Raw genomic sequence first — 22,734 nt, forward strand, 5'->3', positions numbered from 1 at the left:
AAAATTATGCGTCTAATTCATACCTCTGACTGGCATTTAGGAAGACGACTTAAAGGTATTGATCGTACCCCAGAAATTGACGCAGCATTGAATGAATTACTTGAGTCAGCCAAAACGCTAGAAGTCGATGCTGTCTTAGTAGCTGGTGATATCTTCGACGTACCCAGTCCTACGGCTGACGCAGAAAAAGTTGCTTATAACTTCTTCTGCCAACTACGAGAAGCAAAAATTCCAGCGGTTGTGATTGCGGGAAATCACGACTCTGCTTTTCGGATTGATGGTGTATCCAGACTTCTATCTCACGTGGGAGTTCAGGCTTTAGGCAGACCTCGAAAAGCCAATCAAGGCGGAGTCATTCAGTTAGATACGCCTAGCGGCAAATTGTCTGTAGCAGCAATGCCTTTTGCCTCAGAACGACGCTTATTGAAGGCTGAGGATTTGTGGGAAAAAGATGATTTAGAACAACGCCAGCACTACAAAGATCGAGTTGCTTACTTATTTAAAAACTTAGCCAGCAACTTTCGAGAGGATAGCGTCAATGTAGTAATGGCACACCTCACCATTGATGGCGCTCTAAGAGCTTACTCAGAAGTGGACTACTACACGCGAGATACCTACAGTCTCTCTGGGCAAACTCTACCATCAGAAGCTCAGTATATTGCATTAGGTCACATCCACAAACCTCAACAGGTTTCCAATGCGGCTCCTACCTATTATTCAGGTTCGTTGATTCAAGTAGACTTTGGAGAAGCTGGGGAGGAAAAGGGATTCAATTTAGTGACCGTTGAACCTGGCAGACCGGCTAAAGTTGAGTTTAAATCAATTCCTTGCCAGAAACCATTGAAGGTTATCCAATGCGATGAAAACAACCTAGATGAAGCTTTGGAAGCGAATCAAAAACATCCAGGTTTTTTAAAAGTAATTGTTGACCTTAATAGCCCAAAAATTGGTTTAGCAGACAGGGTGCGAAAAGTCTGCCCTCAAGCCCTAATTATTGAACCTAAATACCCAGAGGTTAAATCTCAAAAGCGGCAACAGTTCCCAGGAGCTAATCAGTTTGATGCGGTTGAAGAGTTCCGCAACTACTGGCGCGATCGCCTAGGAACAACTCCCGACTCTTCTGTCTTTAAAGCATTTGAAAAATTATATCAGGAATTGAGCGATGCGACCCATTAAACTGACGTTAGAAGGATTTACCAGTTTTCGCACCCATCAGAGTCTCGACTTTTCCACCCTTGATTTATTTTCAATTACAGGGCTAACTGGAGCCGGAAAGTCGTCTTTACTCGATGCTATTACCTATGCGCTTTACGGAAAAGTTGCTCGAAAATCGAATATCGACGAACTGGTGAGCCAAGGAGCCTCTGAGTTAAAAGTCGAATTCCAGTTTTCTGTACAACAGACAGAGTATAAAGTAGTCAGAACGTGGCGGTATCGTCCTAGTACTCCAGTAACGAAGTGTCTGCTGGAAAAACTTCAAAATGGGAAGTGGCAACCCTGCGATCGCACAGTGAAAGTAGAAGACATATTAAGGATGGACTTCGACACTTTCACTCGCGTTATTGTCCTTCCTCAAGGACAGTTTGACGAGTTTCTCAAAGGAAACGCCCCAAAGCGTCGAGAGCTTCTGCGGCAGCTAGCTGGATTTGAAATCTTCGAGCGGATGCGGAAAGAAGCGAGTGAGCAAGCCAAAAGCTTTAAAGATGAGCGCGAAGTAAGAGATCGATTGTTGGCTGAAATCCAAGCTCCAACAGAAGCTGAAATGAGGGAAAAGCAAGAGCAACTGAAAGCTTTAGAAGACGAAATCCCTCGACTGGCTGAATCAGCCGCCACTGCCCACAAATTACTTGATGATGAAGAAAGGCTATTTGTTCAAATCAAACGTCGAGCTGAATTACAAAACGATTTAGCTAAGCTAGAGGCTCAAGCTTCCACAATCGAATCTTTTCAGCAAAAGTTAAAGAAAGCTCAATCTGCAAATAATCTTCAAGCAGATTGGGTACTCGTACAAGAGGCTCAGAATCAAGCTGTTAATGCAGAAAATGCTGTTAAAGCCGCTACTGAAAAACTGGCTCAAGCTCAAGCCGAGTTAGAAGATCAGCATCAAAAATTCGAGCTTTTTAAAACTCAGCAAGCAGAAGTAAAAGAACAGCTAGAGGTTCGTGAACGTAACTTAACAACGGCTAAAGCCTACGGGGAACAGCGCCAACAGTACGAACAGGAGGTGATACAGGCATTAAATACGTTTACCTCAAAAGAGCAACAGCGTTCAGAAGTAGAGCAAGAATTACAATCAGCCCAGGACAAAGAACAAGCTGCTCTCGACCAGCTTGCTGCTGCTAACGAAAAACTGGCACAGTCATCTGCGGGAGGCTCTCGGCTAGAGATACTTAACCAAGTTGTCCCCTCATTAGCTCAATGGGAAACTATCAACAAAACCACCCAAGCTGCCCGTAAGAAACAGGAAAAAGTTGCCAAAGATAGGCAAAAAGCTGAAAGCGATTTTCAAAAGGCGACTTCGCAGCACCAACAAGCTGAGGCTACATTCCAAGCGGCTAAAGCTGTACTCCAAGAAGCCGAGAAAGCCAATGCGGTCGCAACTCGACACAACCATTCTGCCGCCTTGCGTGCTTCACTTCAACCGGGAGATATGTGCTCCGTTTGCGGTGGTGTTTACCCTGAATCTCATCAGCTACCCCCACTGTCAGAATCTGCTGGAGTCGATATCACCCCGTTGCAAGAATCAGCAACAGCAGCCGAGCAAGCATATCATCAAGCCTCTACCGAATTGACAAAGGCACAAACGAAGTTAGAAACACTCCAGCAGCAAGACTCAGAGGATCGTCAGGATTGGGAAAGCCATGAGGCTGAACTAACTCAATGCCACGCTAATATTAGTGCTGTCTTAGATACCAAAAACTGGCAAATTTCCGCCCTAAAGCAGGAACATCAGACACTGATTGATAGTAATACTCAACATCAGGAGTTATTAGCTACACAAGCCAAGGCAGTGAATGAACTGGAAAAGTTGGAACAGACTTTAGAATTTGCCCAGAAAAGTCATGCTGCCCTATTGGAGGAAGTACGAGTTACCAGTCAAGAAGTTGAGCTTCGTCAGCGTAACCTTCAGGAAGTACAAGCCAAGCTACATCAGCTATCTGAGGGTAAACCCTACGAAACACTGCGCCAAGCACTAGAGCAAGATAAGCAAGTCTTGGAAAGTAAACAAAAAGCCGTAGAAGAATCTTATCAAGTTGCGGACAAGTGTGTGGCTCAAGCAGAAGAGGGCGATAAACAAGCTAGAGAAGTAGCTGAGTTTACCCGTGCTAAAAGAGAACAACTTGAGGCTCAGTGGGAAAAAGCATTGCAATCAGTAAACTTTTCTGAGGAAAGCTTCCTAGAAGCTCAAGTCACTCCTGCGAAACAGGAAAAGTGGAAGAATGCGATCGCGGATTACGAACGCCGAAACCTTGAGGTATCTACCCTTGTTCAAGAGGTAAATCGCTCAATCAGTGACAGGATGACTAATGAGGAAGTGTTAGAGCAACGTCGTCAAGCCAAGCATTCTGCCGATGCAAAAGTTCAACAGGCATCTTCACAACGGGCAGAGCTATCAGCACAGATGAAGGTAGCTCTAGACAGGCAGCAGCAAGCCAAACAACTCTTAGAACAGCAATCCAAGCTTGCCGAACAGGAACAGATTTATCACACCCTATCGCGCAATCTCAAGTCTGATGAATTTCAAGATTACATCTTAGAGAATCTACAAGCCGAGTTAGTTGCTTGTGCCACGGAACGGCTCAAGGAGTTAACGGATTCTCGCTATGCCTTGAGGATTCAAGACGGGGAATACTGGGTTGAGGATAATTGGAACGGAGGCGAAATTCGGCGTGTGCGAACTCTCTCCGGTGGCGAAACCTTTGCTACGTCCCTATCTATGGCGCTGGCACTCTCGGAAAAACTATCAATGGGTGTCGAATTGGGCAGTCTGTTTTTAGATGAAGGATTCGGAACTCTAGATGCACAAACATTGGAAAGCGTAACGCAGATTTTGCGATCGCTGGGACAGCAAGATCGACTGATTGGGGTGATTACCCACATTCGAGCCTTGGCAGAGCAATTGCCGACGCAGGTAAAGGTTCACAAATCTCCAGAGGGTTCGCGGCTGGTAGTTGAGGCATTTTAAAGCTAGTTTTTTGGCATTAACATGGCTTCTGTCGTTTCGCCATCTTCGCAAAAGGCAGAAAACAATGCGTACATTCACCGTGTACCCACAACGCAGGAACTGGGAACGGAGTCTCGCAGTTGGTGCATTTCGCTAACAAACGCAACTGATGGCGAGCGCACCCCCATCCCTCCTTAAACTGCCACTCAAGCCGATGATAGGGGTTCTCCGCATAACAAGCTGCACACAACAGAATGGGTCTTGGTTTGCTCGTTACACCTTTGGGCGGCAGCATTTCGGCGAGTCTGGTTGCATCCACTCGAATTACCTTTCCCAATGCTTCCAATTCTTTATGTGAGGGAAACGGGTTGAAATATAGTTTTTCCCATCTTCCCAAAGTTCCACCAAGCTCGGTTAGTTTTCCTAATGAATAGGCGGAAGGAAGACTGTTAGCCTTGAACCGCCGCAAGCGTCCTAAATAATGACTAATGCTCTCGCCTTCATAAGGCTCAACATAGCCTAATCTTGGTAAGTTATCATCCCCTTCTTGCATTCGAGTCTTGTCAAATAAAGTTTCAGGACTGCTAGAGAGCAACAGAGCAATCACTCGCTGTCATTTCTTGGTTGAAGGGGAACATATCTCATTCCATCTCGATTTGCAATTTTTCCCAAAATTCCTTTATCAACCTTGACAAAACCCTTTTTGAGCGAGCGGAAAGCCGCCCTGCTCAAAATCCTCATTAACACTCCTATACGGGCTTCTGTGCTGCTCGCTAGAATTTCAAACATCGTTCCTTCCGTTAAACAAGATGCTTCCGGTAGGGCAAGGATATCAAGCTCGACAGTCCGTAAGGTTTTTCTAAAGTCTTCTTCGTTGAGTCGTTCAAAGCCGAACAGCGTTGGAAAACAAGTCAGTAAGTCGAAGCCATGCAATTTGCTGTCCAGCTCCTGTTCTCCAACTAGAACAATAGGAACACCTGATTCATCAAAAAGTTGCTTGAGATCGAGCAGGGCTTCCCGTTGAAGATTGTGGGCATTGTCAACGATAACGAGTTCAATGCCAAATAGTTCAAGGCTACCTGCCAATCTAGGGCGCACATCTTCCCCCTTACCGTTTGCTGCTACATGATTAATGTCCTTGAGGATTTGCGTAAATAATCGTTTGGAACTCGATTCTGCCCACGCTACTGTATAAGAAACTCGTTTGCGATCTTCTTGTCGATAGTGGATTGATGCACGGCTTTTGCCAACATCCCTCGGCCCAATAACACGCCCACATTGTTTAAGGAACCGCAATTCATCCAACCATCTGAAGTATTCTGAAGCGCGATCAGTCGGGACAAAAGCCGTCCTGAATAGCTCCTTTATTTCAGCAGTCTTGGCAAGTCGAGCGGTCAAATCTAACTGAGGAGCCAGAACTTCAACAGGTGTCTGAGTTACAAGTTGTGATCGCACCATAGTCACCAGATCCTTTTCGATTTGCTTTGACGATTAGAAATTATCAGCCGATGCCTATCCGGCTCTTGAGCATCAGATGTAGAAGGCAACGTTTCTTTAGGTTGTGGTTCGGGTTGTTGAGGATTTATTTGTTCCCTGGAAATCCGCTCAGGTAAAACTTCAAGCGGCTCATCTTTCTGTGAAGAGCTTGAAGCCATACGCCGACGTAACTTGACGACATTCGAGTCTTTCTTGGAGGCTTGCCGTAACTGTTTCTGTTCAGCTCGTTGTTTGTCCTTCTTGTCCTGTTTACGGTCCTCAGCAAGTTTCTTGCGTTTGCCTAATGCTAGCAGAGCATCATAGTTTGAATGTTCCTTACGAGCTTTACTTCGCTCTTTGTTGAGCCTTTTCAACTCATCCAAACTTAAATCCTGAGTATCCAGGTTTATGGCATGAGCATATCCCAGAAAATCTCCCAGCTTGTCATCCGTTTCGTGAAAGTAAACACACAATGTCAGAATATTGTCAGGATCGTATCGCAATGTGACGTATTTACCGCCATGTTGCCTTAGTGATTCTCCTCGATAGGTCAGATTCTCAAATTGGACAGAGCCATGAGCTTGAACAACTCGCTGAGCCTCTTGCATTAGACAAATATCTAGTTCTCGCTCGTCTGGCGGTTTAGGCAATTTGCCACCCATTCCTTTAAACCATCTCTCAAACCTTGTATCGCGAGGGTCTTTAGGATATGGCTGGTGGTTATAGTCATCGCAGAAGAACTGAGCTAGGATTTTATCCAAATCGTGAATGGTCAAGCAAGCTTCCTTTTCTGCCTGCTCCGGGCGCTCCTGAACATTTGAACCTGTGTAACCGGGAAGTGCTTTGAGAACCTGAGTATTGATGGTTTTGAAAACTCGTTCTACAATCCCGCCTTGAGGAGGGCGATCGCGCAGTTCGCACTGGAAACCTAGCTTCTTTCCAATGGCTTTTAGGTGCTTGGAGCGAAAATCCTTCCCTCCGTCAGTGAAAAAATATTGGAGTGGAGAGCCACATACTTTCCAGGGTTTTTCCAGCTCATATTTGGAGGGATAGTTCTTGGGTAACATGGCGTGTCTTAAAGCCAGAGCTACTTCATCAGAACCCGGTTGTTTTCTCCATAAGTGATAACCAATAACACAGCTTGAGAACGTATCTACGACAGTGGTTATCCAGGGTCGATCAGGTAATAACACGCCATCACTACCGATAATCCGAATATCTAACTTTGTATGATCGCATTGGACAATTTGGTTGCTAAAATCAGCCTTTAAGAGTTGCCCAGTTCTTGTCTCAACTGCCAGCCAAGAGCCTGAACCCGGATTACGAACGCGCTTTTTCCGGTTTTGATGCTCGATTAACGGCTGCAAAAATCGATAGATAGTGGCTGGATGGGGATAATCACCCTCTTCAAGTCCCAGCTCGACGATTGCGTGTCGCTTCACTTCACGAACGACTTCTGCTGGAGATAGTGGGTGTTTATCTTTAAGACTCTTCTCATAAGTTGTCTTTACAAATTCTTGCCAGTATTCACTGATGCGATGCTTCCCCTTATCCGCTCGCTGCACTCCTGTTGTCTCTGGTAGCTCATCTTTAATGTATTGCTTGAGGAGGCGCTCTACCTGCCGAGTAGAAACATCTAGAGTTTTTGCGATCGCCTGCTTCCTCTGAGACTTAATCGTCCGATTCGGAGACTCGGCAAGCCATTGAATGAGATTAAATTTTAATTTGTGTTTATCAGCAGTTTCTTGAAGAATTTGTGAGGGATCGACTTCAAAATTACTCTCGCCGAGGTAGAGAGTGTCTAAATCTTGTGTCAATTCTTCTATCAGTTCAGATGGGTCGTCTAGCATGAGGGGAAGATCATCCATTCTGAGGAATAGTAAAAATGTACCATTCCTTCTGAATAATAGCTAGACAATGCGACACTCAATTTGCGATGTCGCTAAATTTAAAAAACGACAATTAATTTGCAAAATAGAATTTCCGACATAGAATGTGCGAAATCGACCAAGTTGCCGCTTTTAGAATTGAAAAGCCTGAAAAACTTGCAGGGAAAAGCTTTTGCTGGTTTGTAGCAGCTATGTCGTTATGCAAAAATTGCGACATTTAATTTGCGAATGTACATATTTTGTCAATTAACACATTATTTGTCGTCGTTAACAGATTAATGTCGTTTAACGACGTTGTAAACCAATTCGTGTCATTTAATTAATTCTGACAACGATGAACGCAGTCTTAGGACAGGTTGTTGGTTTTCGTCGCCGCAGTGATGCGGAATTAAGCGATCGCGAAGTGAAGTACCTTGATATACCACCATTCTCTCTAAATTCTCCCTTCCGCGCTTCCCGAGTATCGGTTACTACAAGCAAGCCTTAATTGAGTCAAGAGAGTTACTCTCCGAGTTGAACAATCACCCTTGTTATCATGCCACCTAAAAAAGAAAATAATGGATGTGGATGTGCGAGTATTCCATTTTCATTAATCATCGTTTTGTTTGGGGTTGGTTATTGGGGTTTTAGGCAGCTAGATCGTCTAAATATCAGCCAATTTTTGCCTAATAATCAACAAAATAATCAACAACCAACGACTCCTATTTTGACCCCTGCGCCTAGCCAGGGTGTAACAGTTGTCAAATCGCCCCTTCCACAAGCGATTCCGACTGGCACACCAACAACAAAGCCACAAGTTATACCATTACCTGTTACAAATTCGCCCCTTTCGCAAGCGACTCCGGCTGGCACACCAACAACCAAACCACAAGTTTCAGCATTACCCGTAACCCCCAAAAATTCACCATTACCTCAAAATCCTTGGGAGAAGAAGAAAATAAGGGGAATTTATTTAAGTCGATATCAAGTAACTAATAATGCTAACGAAAGAACGATTCGCGAACGAGTTCGTTATTACCGCTCTCAAGGAATCAATACAATTATTCATGGAGTGTGGGGGAATGGTTGCACGATGTATAACAGTGAGGTGATGCAGCAAACCCTCGGATATAAAAGTTGTCCTAACCAATTTCAAGATCGATGGTTAGATTGGCTGATTGATGAGGCGCACAAGCAGGGAATGCAAGTTCACGCCTATTTTGAGAAGGGCATTAAAATTGATAAAAATAGCCCAATTTTCGACTTGGCAATTTCTAAACGATGGATTGTGCCTGGGGTGGATAAAACCTATGCTGGCATCGATCACTACTTACTGGATGTGGAACTCCCAGAAGTGGCTAACTTCTTCAAAAAGATATCAGTAGAATTTGTCAAAAAGTATCCAAACATCGATGCGGTTCAGTGGGATGATTACCTTGGTTATCATGCTGAATTACCCGGAAAAGTCGATCGCACCGCCCATTTGACTAATTTTGTGCGGCAAATGAGAGCTGATATGAAAAAAGCTAACCCCACTGTTAGTTTCGATCTTTGCCATCATAATCCTTATTGGGGTAAACGTTATTTTGCGGCTGATTGGCAGAATTGGAATATCGATCGAGTTTTCATTCAAATTTATAACGATGCTAACTTCAACCAGGAGCTAGATTATGCCGAAAAGTATGAGGGAGTAGCCATCTCAGATAAGCAGTTGTATCGCTTAAAAGAATTGGTTAATAACCCCAAAATTAAGAGTATTTTGGTTTTTCCATCCTCTGGAAAACCCGAAGAGACTGCTGCTCTTCTCAAAAATGCTATTCCAGTCACTAAGTAAGGCAATGATTTCCGCAGTTTGCCTCTAACTTCTTGACGATACATGATTGAATAATTTAAGCTTTCTCAGCAGCCCCAAAACGGAAAACTGAGAGAATGTTTACCTAACGCCTGCTTCCAATGGTTCTGTAACTGTGAAAAGTAACGTAAGAAGCAAGTGCGATCGCCCTTCTTTCTGCCCAAGGATGATTGCGGATCTTCAATAATTTTAGGCCTAGAAGGACGCGATCGCATCTTTCTATAAATGCTTCAAAACGTGTGGGCAGAAGCCCACCATACAACAAAACTAGCTATTTCTTCCAGGGGAGTTTAGTCCCCATTTCAGTCAGCGCCGAGAAGATGAGATAGAAGACGAGTACGCCAACACCGGCAAGAAAAAGAACGATATCGTTGTCCATTCTGATAGCAGGGTAAATAGTAAGTACCAGAATCAATAATCGCAAAAAAGGTAACTCTAATAACTGCTTTAAGCTTTTCTTTTCACGGATAAAGTGTCCCGGTGTCACATTCATTCGGTTAACCCCATAAACTAAGGATAGCCATGCAAAGCTATACCAGTCATGCCAGAAGCTCAACTACCGAATATCGATCTCACACAAGAAAAAGTTTGGAAGCAGCTTGTCCTAAACGCACCTGTACTCTCAAGTAATACTTCTGCGTGGTCAGGTATTCACTTCGCTTATCATCGACAGTCTGCTCACGAACTTCCTGAATGTTGCTTTGCCCAGCATATTATCACCATCTGTGTTGGGCAATTTGAAATAAGGCTAAAAAGAAATGGACACTGGCAAAGTGAGTACTATACAGAAGATGATGTTGGCATTTTTCCGGCAAATCAATCAGATTTAATCGCTAAATGCGATCGCAAAGCTGAGTTTATTAATCTTTATCTTGAACCAGCAACATTTGCTCGTGTTGCGTATGAATCAGTTGATGCAGATCGAGTAGAGATAGTGCCGCAATTCAAAGTACACGATCCACTGATTCAGCAAATTGGTTTATCACTGAAAACTGAACTTGAATCCGGTGGAGTAGATAGTCGTCTGTATGCTGAGTCTATGGCAACTGCTCTCTCGGCTCATTTGCTACAGCGATACTCTGTCAAGCGATCGCTCATGTCAGACTACACCGGGGGATTACCTCTTCACAAGTTAAGAGAAGCGATCGCTTACATCAACGACTATTTAGATCAAGACTTGATGTTGGCTGAAATTGCCGCCACCGTTCAGATGAGTCCACATTACTTTGCCAGCTTGTTCAAACAATCTACCGGATTTGCACCGCATCAATATGTAACCAAATGTCGGATTGAGAAAGCTAAATTGCTGCTAGCTAGGCAAGAGTTGACAATTGCAGAAATACTTCAGCAAGTAGGTTTTAAGAGTCAGAGTCACTTCACCAGAGTCTTTCGTCAATATACTGCAACTACGCCAAAGGCATACAGAGACGCTCTCTAAAATTTTTGGAAGATTAGAACATTTTCAGAAGAATAGGCAAGACAGCAATAACAAGCGATCGCTAAACTCAACAGCCATAAGCAAAAAACTTGCGTTACATGGCAGCAGTGGAGTTTGTGATATGACAGGAATCAAGAAGAAACCCGATCTGAGCGATCCAAAACTGCGGGCAAAGCTAGCTCAAGGGATGGGGCATAACTACTATGGAGAACCAGCTTGGCCTAACGATCTGCTTTATATTTTTCCAGTAGTGATTTTAGGAACCATTGCATTGTGTGTAGGGCTGGCAGTTCTCGATCCAGCGATGGTAGGAGAACCGGCAAATCCTTTTGCGACTCCTCAAGAGATTTTGCCAGAGTGGTATCTCTACCCAACGTTTCAAATATTTCGCGTTGTTCCTAACAAACTATTGGGAGTTGTACTCAATGCTTCGATTCCCTTGGGCTTAATCGTAATTCCTTTCATCGAAAACGTTAACAAGTTCCAAAACCCATTCCGTCGCCCAGTTGCCACAGTTGTTTTCTTAGTGGGTACCTTAGTTACACTCTGGCTAGGAATTGGTGCTACTTTACCGATTGACAAATCCCTGACTTTGGGTTTGTTCTAAAGTTGCTGAAGCGTGGCAGTTATTTCAAAGCGATCGCCTCCAGCACCGAAATCTAGCAGAGAAAGCGCGATCGCTTATTGTTCTAAACTTCCAAAGACTGGTATCTGTAAAAAACTGAGCGATGAGACTGGGTACTGAATTTCAGACTTTTAGAAGATTCAATCACTATCAGAGGATAGAGGCTACGGAGTCTTTGCCTTTTATAAAGTAGGTTTCAGTCTAAAGTTTAAAAGTTACCAAAATCTATGGCAGCACCAGGCAAAGAAGGTTCCAGCACCGACCCAATGAGTGAAGCGATCGCTACAGCAATTCAGTTTGCTAAATTAGCTTCTGATACATTGCAGTCTACTGCTGAAAACGTTACCAGCACTACTACTGCCCTAGGAGAAACGGTTGGATCTGCGGCTGTGCGCTTCGTGGAGCAGGGAACGGAAAACGTAGGCAAAATCGTCACCCCAATCGCTGAAAGTCCAGTTGTGAAGTTTGCTGCCAAGGTTCCAGGCATCAATTGGTTAACGACTGCATTGGGTCAAGTTGATGCCCAAAAAGCTCAGAATGAGGTAAACAAGCTCCGACAGGAATATCCTCTAGAAAGTTCTGAGCAGCTTGCTCACCGAATTATTGTTGACACCTCCCTGAAAGGCGGGGGAGTTGGATTACTCACTAACTTCGTGCCTCCGATAGCGCTCACTCTGTTTGCAGTCGATGTGGCAGCGGTTACAGCGCTTCAAGCAGAGATGATCTACCGCATTGCGGCTGCATACGGTTTTTCGTTAGAAGATCCAACTCGACGAGGCGAAGTTCTAGCCATTTTCGGTTTATCTGTTGGCGGTTCTGGAGTCCTGAAAGTTGGGCTAGGCTTTATAGAACTCTTGCCTGTAATCGGTGCCGTCGTTGGAGCGTCGAATAACGCTGCATTGCTTTACTCGCTGGGATCTGTCGCCTGCCGATTCTATGAAGCGAAAAGAAAGTTTAATGTTCAAGCTGAGGGAAATGGTGTTGGGAGTGTTGCTAACTAAAGCTGCTTGTTAGGTAGGGAAGAAAAAGTTGAATGGCTTTCCTAGCTTTTGGGCGATCGCAAAGTGGCGACCAACTTCAGCCGGGAGAAACCTTGCACCCAGCGTATTCCTTAGCAATTAACGGTGCCAGAAGCGATCGCCTCCAATTTCTGTGCATCAAGCACCGTAATTTTTCCACCCCGACTGTAAGCCATAACCGGCTTCAAACTTTTAAATAGTCGCACGCACTCCTCATAGGTAATACCAATACTGCGAGCCATTTGATAATAAGAAAGCTTCTCCTTCAAACACTGACCTTCCGCCGCTGGAGAGGTACCATATCGAGTTGCAGAATACTGAATCAATCTAGCTAAGCGCACAATTGCCCGCTCAGAAACCAATCCATGCACCGTTTCATGGAGTTGTTGCAGCCTAGAATTGAAAACCATCAGCATTCGTAAGGCAATTTCCGGAGTTTGCTGAATCGCTTCTAGCAGCGCATCTCTTTTTACCGTCAGAATTTGAGAATCACACTCAGCAGTAACGGTCGCTGGGGCAATTCCATCACCCAATAAGGCGGGAGCCGCAAAGATTTCTCCTGGTGGCAAAGTACGGAGAATCGTTTCCTTGCCGGTTATTGCCGTTTTAACGACTTGTAAGGAACCGCTCAGGAGAGCATATAGCTTTGCAGGAAGGCGATCGCCTTCCTGCATGACAATCTCTGTTTGGCTGTAGTGCTGCACCTGCGTGTGGGGTTGTAAACGCTCTAATTCTGGCAAAGTTAAATCTACAAAAACCAAAATCCGAGAAAGCTGTTCGACCGTTGCCTGCATTTTTTCTGAGCTTCAAGAAGACGATAAGACGACTAGAAAATCATGGGAGCATCCCACCCAATGTATGCGCCCACACCCTGAAGGGCGGGGCTGGCGCGTGCGAAGGCTGCTGGGAGCAGCCTGAAGAATTTTAGCCTGCCGGGAGCAGGCTTCGTTTATGTAGCCCCACGCTTCAGAGCCAGGTTTCCCAGTTTTATCCAATTTTTCTCTAGCCGTGAAAGCGAGTTAAAAAAGTCTTTGTCTTGACAAAATGTAGTCATAATGAGTACGCTTAATAGAAGTTCATCATTCAGATCGCTTGTAGTCAAGGAGTGAAATTCATGTTTCCTAATCGAGAAGGACAAAAAGTTCCCAACGTCACCTTCCGTACTCGCCATGACAACGAGTGGGTGAATGTGACGACTAACGACTTATTTACTGGGAAGACAGTGGTTGTTTTCTCGCTACCGGGTGCTTTTACTCCGACGTGTTCATCAACCCATCTCCCTGGCTACAACGAGTTGGCTAGAGTCTTTCATGAAAATGGCGTTGATGACATTATTTGTATTTCCGTCAATGATGCCTTTGTGATGAATGAATGGGCTAAATCCCAAGAAGCAGAGAATCTAACTCTGCTTCCCGATGGGAATGGTGAATTCACCGAAGGCATGGGAATGCTGGTTGATAAAGCTGAGTTAGGGTTTGGGAAGCGGTCGTGGCGTTATTCCATGCTGGTGAAGGATGGCACGATTGAAAAGATGTTTATTGAGCCAGTTGTGGAGGGAGACCCCTTTGAGGTGTCTGATGCCCAGACAATGCTCAACTATATCAATCCTGAGGCAGCAAAGCCTCAGATCGTTTCCCTGTTCACAAAAGTAGGTTGTCCTTTCTGCTCTCGTGCAAAGGTGATGCTGAAGGAGCATGGGTTGGATTACGAAGAAATTGTCTTAGGCAAAGAAATTACTACTCGCTCTTTACGGGCTGTCACAGGCGGAACAACGGTTCCCCAAGTATTTATTGATGGCAAGTTGATTGGGGGTTCTGAGAAGCTAGAAGCTTACCTCAGTGCTAGATAGAAGAAGGCAAAAAACAGCCAGTCACCTCAAGTAAGCGATTCTGTCCTTAACTGAGTCCTTAACTGAGGAAAGAGCGATCGCTTCTAGATTTTGTCCTAGGCGCGATCGCTCTCGCATTTATGTTGGTTAGCGATCGCTTCGGTGAGAGTAACGTGATGTGAATGGGAGCGCTTACCTACACCAAAACCCCTGAAAGCTAACGATAACTTGTTAGAGTAAACAATAAGGGGTTAGGAAATAGGATATGGATAAACAATTCCAACACCGGATGTTACCTCAAGCTACCCATGACGAGTTAGCACGCCAAAACTTTGTCAATAGCTTAAAAGGCTACCTGACCAGTCAGGTTACCCCAGGAAATAAAGAAATTTACGAGAAGCGGCTTAAACCGCAGTTTGAGCAGGAGCATCAGCGATCGCCTCAAGATCGGCATGAAGTTCGCCGTCTGATGCAGCACGAACCCTATTACCGAACATGGGGTGCATTACGGCGTACAACTCAAGAGATGATGTGGGATTCAGTCAACACGAGCGTCGATCGGCAGCTTGCCGATTTAATTGAGCAGGCGCGGGACAAGGATAGCCCTTTGGGTTCTTTAACCTTAAATGCAGATTTAAAAATACCCGCCTATCACACCGCAGTCGATATTCACTGTATGCCGGGTGGATACCATAGCGAATATACCGAAGACGATATCGCAGCCGGGGCTGTCTACGATCGCGGTGTTTATGTTTATGTAATGGGTCGTCTGGGACCAATGAACGACGACATGGGGCAGTCTGTGGTTCGTAATTATCTACAGCCGCAGCATCCCAACTTGCGCCCTCGAAAAATTCTCGACATCGGATGTTCCGTCGGTCACAGCACGCTTCCTTATGTGGATGCTTACCCAGAAGCTGAAGTTTATGCGATTGATGTAGCGGCACCGATGCTGCGGTACGCTCATGCAAGAGCGGAGGCTTTGGGTAAGCGAGTACACTTCTCGCAGCAGAATGGTGAGTCTACAGATTTCCCCGATGAGTCGTTCGATCTGATCGTCTCCCATATTTTGTTGCACGAAGCATCGCCACCAGCGATCGCGAATATTCTGCGCGAATGCTATCGACTATTAGCACCGGGTGGACTGATGGTTCATGTGGAAGCTCCCCTTTATCAAAACATGGAACCCTACAGCGCCTTCATGTTTGATTGGGAAACGCAAAATAACAACGAACCTTGGTGGAGTGCCATGCGCGATCTAGACTTGGTAGCGCTGACTAGCCAAGCTGGTTTTGAAGCAGATAAAATTACCCCAACTGTTGCTGCTACAGGTGGCTGGAAAGGCACATCCCAAGGAGGCGGTTTTGGCAGTCGGGGCAATTGGTTTCTCTTGGTTGCCAGTAAATAAGTCACCAGTGATTAGCGATCGGTCATCAGTGATGAGTGAGTAACGACTGACTAAAGACTCGTCATGAGACTTCTGGTAAAAATCATCGACTGGTTGATTTGATTGGGTAAAAAAGAAGGAAAAAATAGTTACTTTAACCTTTCCCCGACTTCTATAAAAAGTCTATTTCCAGCATTTTTTACCCATTTGTCAAAAACGAAGAAATACAAATAAAGTTATTCAAGAGAATTTGTAGTAATGGCAAAAAAAGCTAAGGGAAAAAAACCTATTTATTTTGAAAATCCCGAAAGCGACAAGTTACTGGCAATGGTTTTGGCGCTAACTGGGGAAGTCTCTGTTCTACACGAACGTCTCGATACAGTTGAACGGTTGGCTCAAACAAAAGGTCTGATTTCGATTGAAGAAATTGAGAATTACCAGCCAAGTGAGCAGGTAGAACAAGAGAGAGAACAGTGGCGACAAGCCTATCTCGATCGAATTCTACGGGTTGTCAAAGAGGAACTGGATACATTAACTGAATAAGCAGAATATAAAAGTCACAAATCCTAAATTTATAGATTGAGATTGAGCAGATTTAAACTTGTTCCAGGTATCTTGATGATGAAACGTTGGTTGAACTGGGTTGTATTTGGCACTAGCCTACTGGTGACGCTGCCGCTAGGAGCGATCGCTTCTGCTCAAAGTGTCATTAACAAAGCCACTTGCACCTACAATGGCAAGCCACTTTACGGCAAAATAAAAATTGTTGAAAGCTTGCCAGATATCAAGGTAAAGATTGTCTCATCCTCCCCGGATTTAATCGTCGAACCTGTCACCGCTTTTCCCCAACGGTGCGGTCAGTGGCAATTTGTTGAATCTTTTCCCGATCTCAAGGTGCAGATTGTCGAGAATTTTCCCGATATCCAGATTCAGTTTGTCAATAACTTTCCCGGCGTTCGGTAAGAAACTAACACGGCGTGCGACTTTCTGTATTTCTGCCTCTCTTGCCAAGGGAGGTTAAGAAAAGGTTGCACACCGCGTAAACTAAGAATTAAAAATTGAGGCTTTTTAATCTTTAATTGTTCCCTAGCCTGGATATTGTGCTTGCCAGCGTCGCTGGGGACCCATGTCCAGATGCAGCATATAGGGCACATACATATAGGTCGCTAAACCGCCTTCCCACCAATCCAGCATCTTTGCGAGCTGTCGCCCGGTGTAGCCCTCCACCCTGAAATCAACAGCACCGCCCGTCATCGGTTGATTTTTGGACGCGCCATGAACCTTAGCCCCAAAGGGTTTGTGATGATACCAACTGGTGATCAGGAAAGGCTTACCAATCTGGTCTCTGGCAACTTGTAGCTGCTTGGCAAGAGCGATAATATTCTCCACGACTTCTAGATTTTCGGGGAGATGGCGATCGCCATTAGGAATCGCGTCTGCCCACGTCAAGTCACCACCCGCAATGATCGGATCGTTCAGATGAATTTCTGACGAAGACGAATAGGTTGCCAAAGCCAACGGTTGACTACTTTTGAGTGTCAGTTTCTCCATCGCTTCCGGGGCAAGATCGGGGCTTGGGCCATTTAATAAAGCTTGGTGAAACTTCTCTAACTGCTCTGGGTGATTATCTTTGAACCATTGCTCAAGCTCATCAATCGCTTGATTTTGATGCTCTAAATTCTGATAAAACTTAAAGGCATTTGTTAGTTTGAACTCCATCTCGGTCTATCCCTCCAGCGGGCAATTCCCTAAATACCAGCCTACCGCGCAACCTGTACCACTATTCTTTCGTTTCTCGGCTGGAGGGACAAAACCCTGCTCTGGAAGATTAGAGAGACTTTCATGAAACTGGCATTTGCTCTTTCAAAACAGATGCCTCCCTCTTAAGGGGTAACTTTTCTCGCGGTTGCGGGGATGGATGAGCGCCAAAACTGGTTAAAACACTTTCCAACGTTGGCAAGCATTGAGTGACCTTTTTCGCCCGAATGATCCCGTCCCAAACTGGCTCCAACTTCTTCCACGCCCCAGCATAGACCAAATGCCGCATCCGGTCAGACCAACGATCCTTAGCCCAAGCACCTTGGAAAATATTACTCCAACGATAAAAATCTCGATACGCTTGCCAGTAGCCTGCCTCTAGCACCTCCGGCGTCATCTTAGTTGGCTTGTAGACAACATGACGAGTATCGTATAAATCCCAGTTGGAATGAGTAATTCGTCCCTGCGCTGCCATGCGTTTGTACAAAGCAGTATCGGGATAAGGCGTCAAAATGTGAAACGTGGCAGTTTCTAGCCCTTGCTGCACCGCCCATTCAACGGTGCGCTCAAACACGGTTTCATCATCGTCATCCATGCCAAAAACGAAGCTAGCATTCACCATCACGCCCAAATCCCGCAAACGGCGAATCGCAGCGCTGTAATCTCTATTGAGATTTTGATATTTATGCTGTTCTTTGAGATTCGTCGGGTTAAGGGTTTCAAAGCCAACAAACAAGCTGCGTAAGCCACATTCGACTGCTTTTTCCAACAATCCCGGCTGCAAGATAGATTGTACCGTTGCGGCTGCTTGCCACACGCGCCCCATCCCCTTCATCCCCTCAAACAACGCGGCGGCGAATTCAGCGTTGCCAAACAGATGATCGTCGAGAAAATAAAGATGATGCCCTGGTAGCCGCTCAATTTCAGCCAGTGCGTCGTCTACAGGTTGCGTATAGAAAGATTTACCGCCTTTAAAGAAAGCTTCTTTGTAGCAAAAATCGCAGGTGTGAGGACAACCCCGCGAAACGACAATGGAGTTCGGAATTAAGTACAGATGGCGCTTAATTAAATCGCGGCGAATGGGAGGAACGCCGAGGAGCGATCGCAGTTTCGACTGATACACTTTACCAGGATGACCTGCCCGGAAATCCTGGAGAAATTCAGGCCAGGTATCTTCACCAGGACCTAGGAAAATTGTATCCGCATGAGTCGCAGCTTCTTCTGGAAGGGAGGTAACGTGCAATCCACCCAGACAAATGTATGCACCCTTTTTACGGTAATGGTCGGCTAGTTCGTAAGCTCGGTAAGCTGAGGTGATATAAACCTGAATCACTACCAAATCTGGCTCATCATCTAAATCCAGTCGCTCAACGTGTTCGTCTTGCAGGATAATTTCATCATCTTCGCTGAAAAAACTGGCAATCGTCGCTAATCCCAGTGGCGGAAACAGCGAATATTTAATCGGTCGCCAGTGGGGGCTGAGGGCTTCAGTCAAAGCCGGTAAAATCATTTTGACCTTCATTCAGAAAGCTCCTGCGACGATTGGTAGGTTTCTGGGCACCGATTTTAACCGGCAATCTGCTTAACAGTCGCTTACGATGACGATAGTCAGGTTAATTCTTCATATCTATGACAATTGCTCAACTATTCAACGGCGCGAATCTGTTTGTTCTGCCTTTCTGGGCGCTAATGATTTTCCTACCCAACTGGGGCGTGACGAAGCGGGTGATGGAATCTTATCTCCCCTTTGTAGCTTTAGCAGCTTTATATGTGTATTGGTTTTTTACATCCATTACACCGGAATCTGCTCAAGCAATGTCCAATCCTCAGCTAGCTGATATTGCTCAATTCTTTGCAGACGAGAAAGCTGCTGCTATCGGATGGGTTCATTTTCTGGTAATGGATTTATTCGTCGGTCGCTATATCTACTGGGAAGGACAGCGTACTGGTGTCTGGACAATCCACTCGCTGGTGTTGTGCTTATTTGCAGGGCCAATGGGACTGTTGTCTCATATTTTGACAAAGTGGGTGACAAATAAATTTTTCTTTCCAACTGGAACCGATTCCGTAGCTGCCTCGACTCCAACTTCACAGGCGTAAGAGAATTTTGGATTTTGGATTACAATCTAGCGGTGTAAAAAGGTTAGTTTTAACATTTGCACGAGTCGTAAATTGTCAATCTAAAATTCGCAATCAATTCATTATCAAATAGAGAGAATAGATGTATGCGTACCCTAGCGGTTGACATTGGCGGCAGTGGCATCAAGGTAATCGTCTTAGACGAAGCTGGAGAGCCACAGACCGAACGTAGTCGAGTAGAGACTCCAGCTCCAGCCAAACCGGAGCCTGTGATTGATGCGATCGCAAGTCTTGCTGCTGGAGCCGGTGAATTTGACCGCGTATCAGTAGGTTTTCCAGGTGTTGTGCGCGACGGGGTGACGAAAACGGCGGTTAATCTAACTCCAGAGTGGATTGGATTCGATCTGGCAACCGTGCTGAGCGATCGCTTGGGCAAGCCGGTGCGGGTGGCAAATGATGCCGATATTCAGGGAATGGGGGCAATTTCCGGCAAGGGTGTTGAGTTGGTCATTACCCTTGGCACCGGCTTTGGTTCCGCCTTGTTTGTAGACGGGAAACTGGTACCCAATCTGGAACTGGGTCATCATCCGTTTCGCAAAGGGGAAACCTACGAAGAGCAGATGGGGCGTGCTGCTTTGGATAAAGTCGGTAAGGAAAAATGGAATAATCGTCTAGAAAAAGCGCTCGCATCTCTTCAACATTTGTTTAATTACGATTCTCTTTATATCGGCGGCGGCGAAGCGAAAAAAATCGCGTTTGAGTTACCGTCAAACACGAAAATCGTGCCCAATGTGACAGGTTTATTGGGTGGAATTGCTTTATGGCGGGATTAGAATGAATTAGAAATGTAAAATTAAAAAAGAGTCTTTTTGCATTTAATTTTACATTTTTAGTTTTTAATTGGAGATCGCTATGGTACAAGCTCCTGCACCCATTTCTGAGGTTAAAACCCCAGGCTATACGACTGAATTGAGCGAACTCGCGATCAACCTGATTCGGAAAGCTGGGTGCGAGTACGGAGATGTCCGCTTTTGCTCCTACCGAACTCAGAATCTTTATGCACGCGATCGCTCTTTGAGCAATTTGTCAGACAATGTCAATTCTGGCTTTGGGGTGCGGGTGCTGCTAGATGGCGCTTGGGGTTTCGCTGCCAGCCATAACAAAACTCCGGCAGAAGTTGCCAGAATTGTTGCCTTAGCGGTAGACATCGCTAAAGCCAGCCGCCTTTCCCAACTCACGCGGGTACAGTTAGTTCCGGTTGAAGCGCACCGGGATACTTACATCACTCCGATCCAGATTGACCCTTTTACGGTGCCAATTGCCGAAAAGGCGGAACTGCTGCTGAATTTGAACGAACAGTTGTTGAATTATGGCAGTCGCGGCATCAAAAAAGCCTATTCTTACCTCAGCTTCAGCCGCGAAGACAAAACCTTCGCTTCTACAGAAGGTTCTCTGATCCAGCAGACAATTTATCGCAGCTATCCGGGATTTGGCTGTACAGCGATCGCCAATGGCGATGCTCAAAGCCGCAGCTACGAACGTCCGCCCTTGAACATCGGTTATGAGCATATCGATCAGTCAGATATCCTCAGCCAAGTCGATCGGGTTGCTGAAGAAGCGATGGAGAAAGTTCACGCGCCGGTTGGTCCTTCGGGGGTTCGTTCCAGCTTAATTCTCAAGCCGACTAACTTATTTTTAACCATTCACGAATCAGTCGGACATCCCACAGAACTCGATCGCGTGTACGGCTACGAATCCAACTTTGCAGGCACCAGTTTTGCCACGACTGATAAATTGGACAAACTGCAATATGCCGCGCCTTGGGTGAATTTTAAATGCGATCGCACTCAGCCGGGAGGACGCAGTACCGCAGGCTACGACGATGAAGGCGTTGCTTCACAAGATTGGTACGTTGTCAAAGATGGCATTTTAGTAGACTATCTAACAGACCGCGAAACTGCCCATCGACTCGGACGCCCCAGCAGTAACGGTTGCGCCTATGCTGATAGTTGGTCAAGCGTGCCGATGGTTCGCATTCCTAATTTAGGGCTAGAGCCAGGGCCAGAGGGAGGCAGCCACACCGCCACTTTAGCCCAGATGATTGCTGACACCGAAGACGGGATTTTAATCGACGGGATTGGCAGTTTCTCCATCGATCAACAGCGCCGCAATTTCCAATTTGGCGGCGATGCTTTCTGGAAAGTCGAGAAAGGGAAAGTGGTAGGGATGCTCAAAAATGTTACCTACCATTCAATGACAACTGACTTCTGGAATAGCGTGGATGCAGTTGGTCCCGCCTCAGAATGGATGCAGTGCGGTGCTAACAATTGCGGTAAAGGCGAACCGATCCAAATTGCCCAAATGACTCACGCCTGCGTACCCGTGCGAGTGCGCGATATTCAGATTGGCAGTTCCTCGTGATTTGAAATGGAGATGCGATCGCAAGCGTGAACTCTAAGTGTTATATAAACGCGATCGCTCTTTATATTTCGTAGAATTTTGAGTTGTGCGCGCTTACTTAGCTAAAACTAGATTTTTAGACACATTGCCAGATTCAAAGAAGATGTAGATAACCGAAGGTAGCTCCAGCGCGTACATGATCGTTGGCGATCGCGATATCCTCGGATGTGCCAGGTGAGCAGGCAGATATAAATGATAAGCTAATTTTCCAGACAAGCATTCCTCGCCTAACTAAGAGAATATAGAAACGAGACAATTCTATAGGTTTGATAGGAAGCAACGCTAATCCTTGGTATAGATAGGTTTCATGAACTCCTAAACGATGTGATAGTGCCGTGCAATTTCCCTCTGGCTGCCACTCTAAAAGTTTGGGTTGGATATTTACTGGCAAAATTGACACTAAGGGAAACCCAGTGGCAGCTAGTATTACTTCTACTAAGTTCCGCAGGTCAGCTGTTGGATCTGCATTTTCGATAAAAGTGATAGTAAACCATTCTGACAAATACCGACCTCGATAAATGTGTTCGACCTCCAGAGGAGTTTGGCTTACTTGGGGAATTGTATCCCAACCTTGGCAAAGGGGCACTGTGTAGCGAAGTGCTTTACTTTCTACAACTTGGGTCTGCCAGCCTTCTAGTTTTATAGCCTGAGTCCAAATTGGAAAATCCTGTCTTTTATTTATCATTAATTGCTGCTTTTATACTACTAAACTGCCACTTTTTACGTTGGTGTTCCGCATTTGTAGCAGTTGCTTAATTACTATATAGCCTACCTTTGAT

At 45.4% G+C, this 22,734-nt stretch carries 21 protein-coding genes; 13 read left to right on the forward strand and 8 right to left on the reverse strand.

The genetic code is table 11. From position 1 onward, the window contains the following. Nucleotides 1-6 precede the first annotated feature (6 nt). On the forward strand, nt 7-1,176 hold the full coding sequence (locus tag NC996_RS18170) for an exonuclease SbcCD subunit D (protein WP_190686451.1): 1,170 nt from the start codon (nt 7-9) through the stop codon (nt 1,174-1,176). Next, complete coding sequence (locus NC996_RS18175; RefSeq protein WP_190686454.1) at nt 1,163-4,186, forward strand: SMC family ATPase; 3,024 nt, start codon at nt 1,163-1,165, stop codon at nt 4,184-4,186. The genes NC996_RS18170 and NC996_RS18175 overlap by 14 nt, the downstream gene beginning before the upstream one ends. A gap of 16 nt (nt 4,187-4,202) precedes the next feature. On the opposite strand, the gene NC996_RS18180 is transcribed toward NC996_RS18175, so the two are convergent. From NC996_RS18180 to NC996_RS18190, 3 genes are read right to left on the reverse strand one after another with little or no spacing between them, the layout of a single operon-like run. Beyond that, nucleotides 4,203-4,718, reverse strand: coding sequence for a TniQ family protein (locus tag NC996_RS18180; protein ID WP_190686518.1), 516 nt, complete (start codon nt 4,716-4,718; stop codon nt 4,203-4,205). Nucleotides 4,719-4,768: 50 nt separating this feature from the next. Then, nucleotides 4,769-5,623, reverse strand: coding sequence for an ATP-binding protein (locus tag NC996_RS18185; RefSeq protein ID WP_190686456.1), 855 nt, complete (start codon nt 5,621-5,623; stop codon nt 4,769-4,771). 2 nt (nt 5,624-5,625) lie between these two features. Beyond that, nucleotides 5,626-7,491 carry a Mu transposase C-terminal domain-containing protein gene (locus NC996_RS18190; protein WP_190686521.1) on the reverse strand — a complete coding sequence of 622 codons (1,866 nt, stop codon included), beginning with the start codon at nt 7,489-7,491 and terminating at the stop codon, nt 5,626-5,628. A 574-nt stretch (nt 7,492-8,065) separates the two neighbouring features. On the opposite strand from NC996_RS18190, the gene NC996_RS18195 reads away from it, so the two are divergent. Next, a complete protein-coding gene (locus NC996_RS18195) occupies nt 8,066-9,343 on the forward strand; it encodes a family 10 glycosylhydrolase (RefSeq protein WP_190686462.1) in 1,278 nt (425 codons plus the stop codon). A 289-nt stretch (nt 9,344-9,632) separates the two neighbouring features. Here the strand turns inward: NC996_RS18195 and NC996_RS18200 are convergent, their stop codons facing one another. Next, nucleotides 9,633-9,854, reverse strand: coding sequence for a hypothetical protein (locus tag NC996_RS18200; RefSeq protein WP_190412909.1), 222 nt, complete (start codon nt 9,852-9,854; stop codon nt 9,633-9,635). Nucleotides 9,855-9,902: 48 nt separating this feature from the next. On the opposite strand from NC996_RS18200, the gene NC996_RS18205 reads away from it, so the two are divergent. The 3 genes from NC996_RS18205 to NC996_RS18215 all read left to right on the forward strand — a co-directional run bounded on the left by NC996_RS18205 (nt 9,903) and on the right by NC996_RS18215 (nt 12,425). Next, on the forward strand, nt 9,903-10,799 hold the full coding sequence (locus NC996_RS18205; RefSeq protein ID WP_190686466.1) for an AraC family transcriptional regulator: 897 nt from the start codon (nt 9,903-9,905) through the stop codon (nt 10,797-10,799). 121 nt (nt 10,800-10,920) lie between these two features. Next, complete coding sequence (gene petD, locus NC996_RS18210; RefSeq protein WP_190429071.1) at nt 10,921-11,406, forward strand: cytochrome b6-f complex subunit IV; 486 nt, start codon at nt 10,921-10,923, stop codon at nt 11,404-11,406. A 245-nt stretch (nt 11,407-11,651) separates the two neighbouring features. Continuing rightward, a complete protein-coding gene (locus NC996_RS18215; RefSeq protein WP_190686469.1) occupies nt 11,652-12,425 on the forward strand; it encodes an EcsC family protein in 774 nt (257 codons plus the stop codon). Nucleotides 12,426-12,535: 110 nt separating this feature from the next. Here the strand turns inward: NC996_RS18215 and NC996_RS18220 are convergent, their stop codons facing one another. Then, the gene (locus tag NC996_RS18220; protein ID WP_190429073.1) at nt 12,536-13,237 is read right to left on the reverse strand and encodes a Crp/Fnr family transcriptional regulator; all 702 of its coding nucleotides are present in this window, start codon (nt 13,235-13,237) and stop codon (nt 12,536-12,538) included. A 320-nt stretch (nt 13,238-13,557) separates the two neighbouring features. Between NC996_RS18220 and NC996_RS18225 the strand changes: the two genes are divergently transcribed. From NC996_RS18225 to NC996_RS18240, 4 genes are all read left to right on the forward strand, one after another. Beyond that, on the forward strand, nt 13,558-14,292 hold the full coding sequence (locus tag NC996_RS18225; RefSeq protein WP_190686472.1) for a glutathione peroxidase: 735 nt from the start codon (nt 13,558-13,560) through the stop codon (nt 14,290-14,292). 244 nt (nt 14,293-14,536) lie between these two features. Beyond that, entirely contained in the window at nt 14,537-15,679 is a 1,143-nt protein-coding gene (locus tag NC996_RS18230) for a class I SAM-dependent methyltransferase (RefSeq protein WP_190686474.1), read from the forward strand. A 237-nt stretch (nt 15,680-15,916) separates the two neighbouring features. Continuing rightward, complete coding sequence (locus NC996_RS18235) at nt 15,917-16,201, forward strand: hypothetical protein (protein ID WP_190412676.1); 285 nt, start codon at nt 15,917-15,919, stop codon at nt 16,199-16,201. Nucleotides 16,202-16,276: 75 nt separating this feature from the next. Next, nucleotides 16,277-16,621, forward strand: coding sequence for a hypothetical protein (locus NC996_RS18240; protein WP_190428074.1), 345 nt, complete (start codon nt 16,277-16,279; stop codon nt 16,619-16,621). Between the two features lie 123 nt (nt 16,622-16,744). On the opposite strand, the gene NC996_RS18245 is transcribed toward NC996_RS18240, so the two are convergent. Continuing rightward, entirely contained in the window at nt 16,745-17,377 is a 633-nt protein-coding gene (locus NC996_RS18245) for a D-Ala-D-Ala carboxypeptidase family metallohydrolase (RefSeq protein ID WP_190686477.1), read from the reverse strand. A gap of 121 nt (nt 17,378-17,498) precedes the next feature. Next, nucleotides 17,499-18,938: a radical SAM protein gene (locus NC996_RS18250; RefSeq protein WP_190686480.1), complete on the reverse strand. Its 1,440-nt coding sequence runs from the start codon at nt 18,936-18,938 to the stop codon at nt 17,499-17,501. A 107-nt stretch (nt 18,939-19,045) separates the two neighbouring features. Here NC996_RS18250 and NC996_RS18255 point away from each other — a divergent pair, with 107 nt between their 5' ends. The 3 genes from NC996_RS18255 (at nt 19,046) to NC996_RS18265 (ending at nt 21,916) form a co-directional block, all read left to right on the forward strand. Then, nucleotides 19,046-19,516, forward strand: coding sequence for an ABA4-like family protein (locus NC996_RS18255; protein WP_190686483.1), 471 nt, complete (start codon nt 19,046-19,048; stop codon nt 19,514-19,516). A 125-nt stretch (nt 19,517-19,641) separates the two neighbouring features. Next, nucleotides 19,642-20,328 (forward strand): ROK family protein, encoded by a 687-nt coding sequence (locus tag NC996_RS18260; RefSeq protein ID WP_190528509.1) that lies wholly within the window; start codon nt 19,642-19,644, stop codon nt 20,326-20,328. 79 nt (nt 20,329-20,407) lie between these two features. After that, nucleotides 20,408-21,916, forward strand: a complete 1,509-nt coding sequence (locus NC996_RS18265) for a TldD/PmbA family protein (protein ID WP_190686485.1) — start codon at nt 20,408-20,410, stop codon at nt 21,914-21,916. Nucleotides 21,917-22,049: 133 nt separating this feature from the next. Here NC996_RS18265 and NC996_RS18270 read toward each other — a convergent pair whose 3' ends face one another. Then, nucleotides 22,050-22,640 carry a hypothetical protein gene (locus NC996_RS18270; protein ID WP_190686488.1) on the reverse strand — a complete coding sequence of 197 codons (591 nt, stop codon included), beginning with the start codon at nt 22,638-22,640 and terminating at the stop codon, nt 22,050-22,052. Nucleotides 22,641-22,734 lie beyond the last annotated feature (94 nt).

This window comes from Trichocoleus sp. ST-U2 (assembly GCF_039961875.1).
GTDB lineage: Bacteria > Cyanobacteriota > Cyanobacteriia > Cyanobacteriales > FACHB-T130 > FACHB-T130.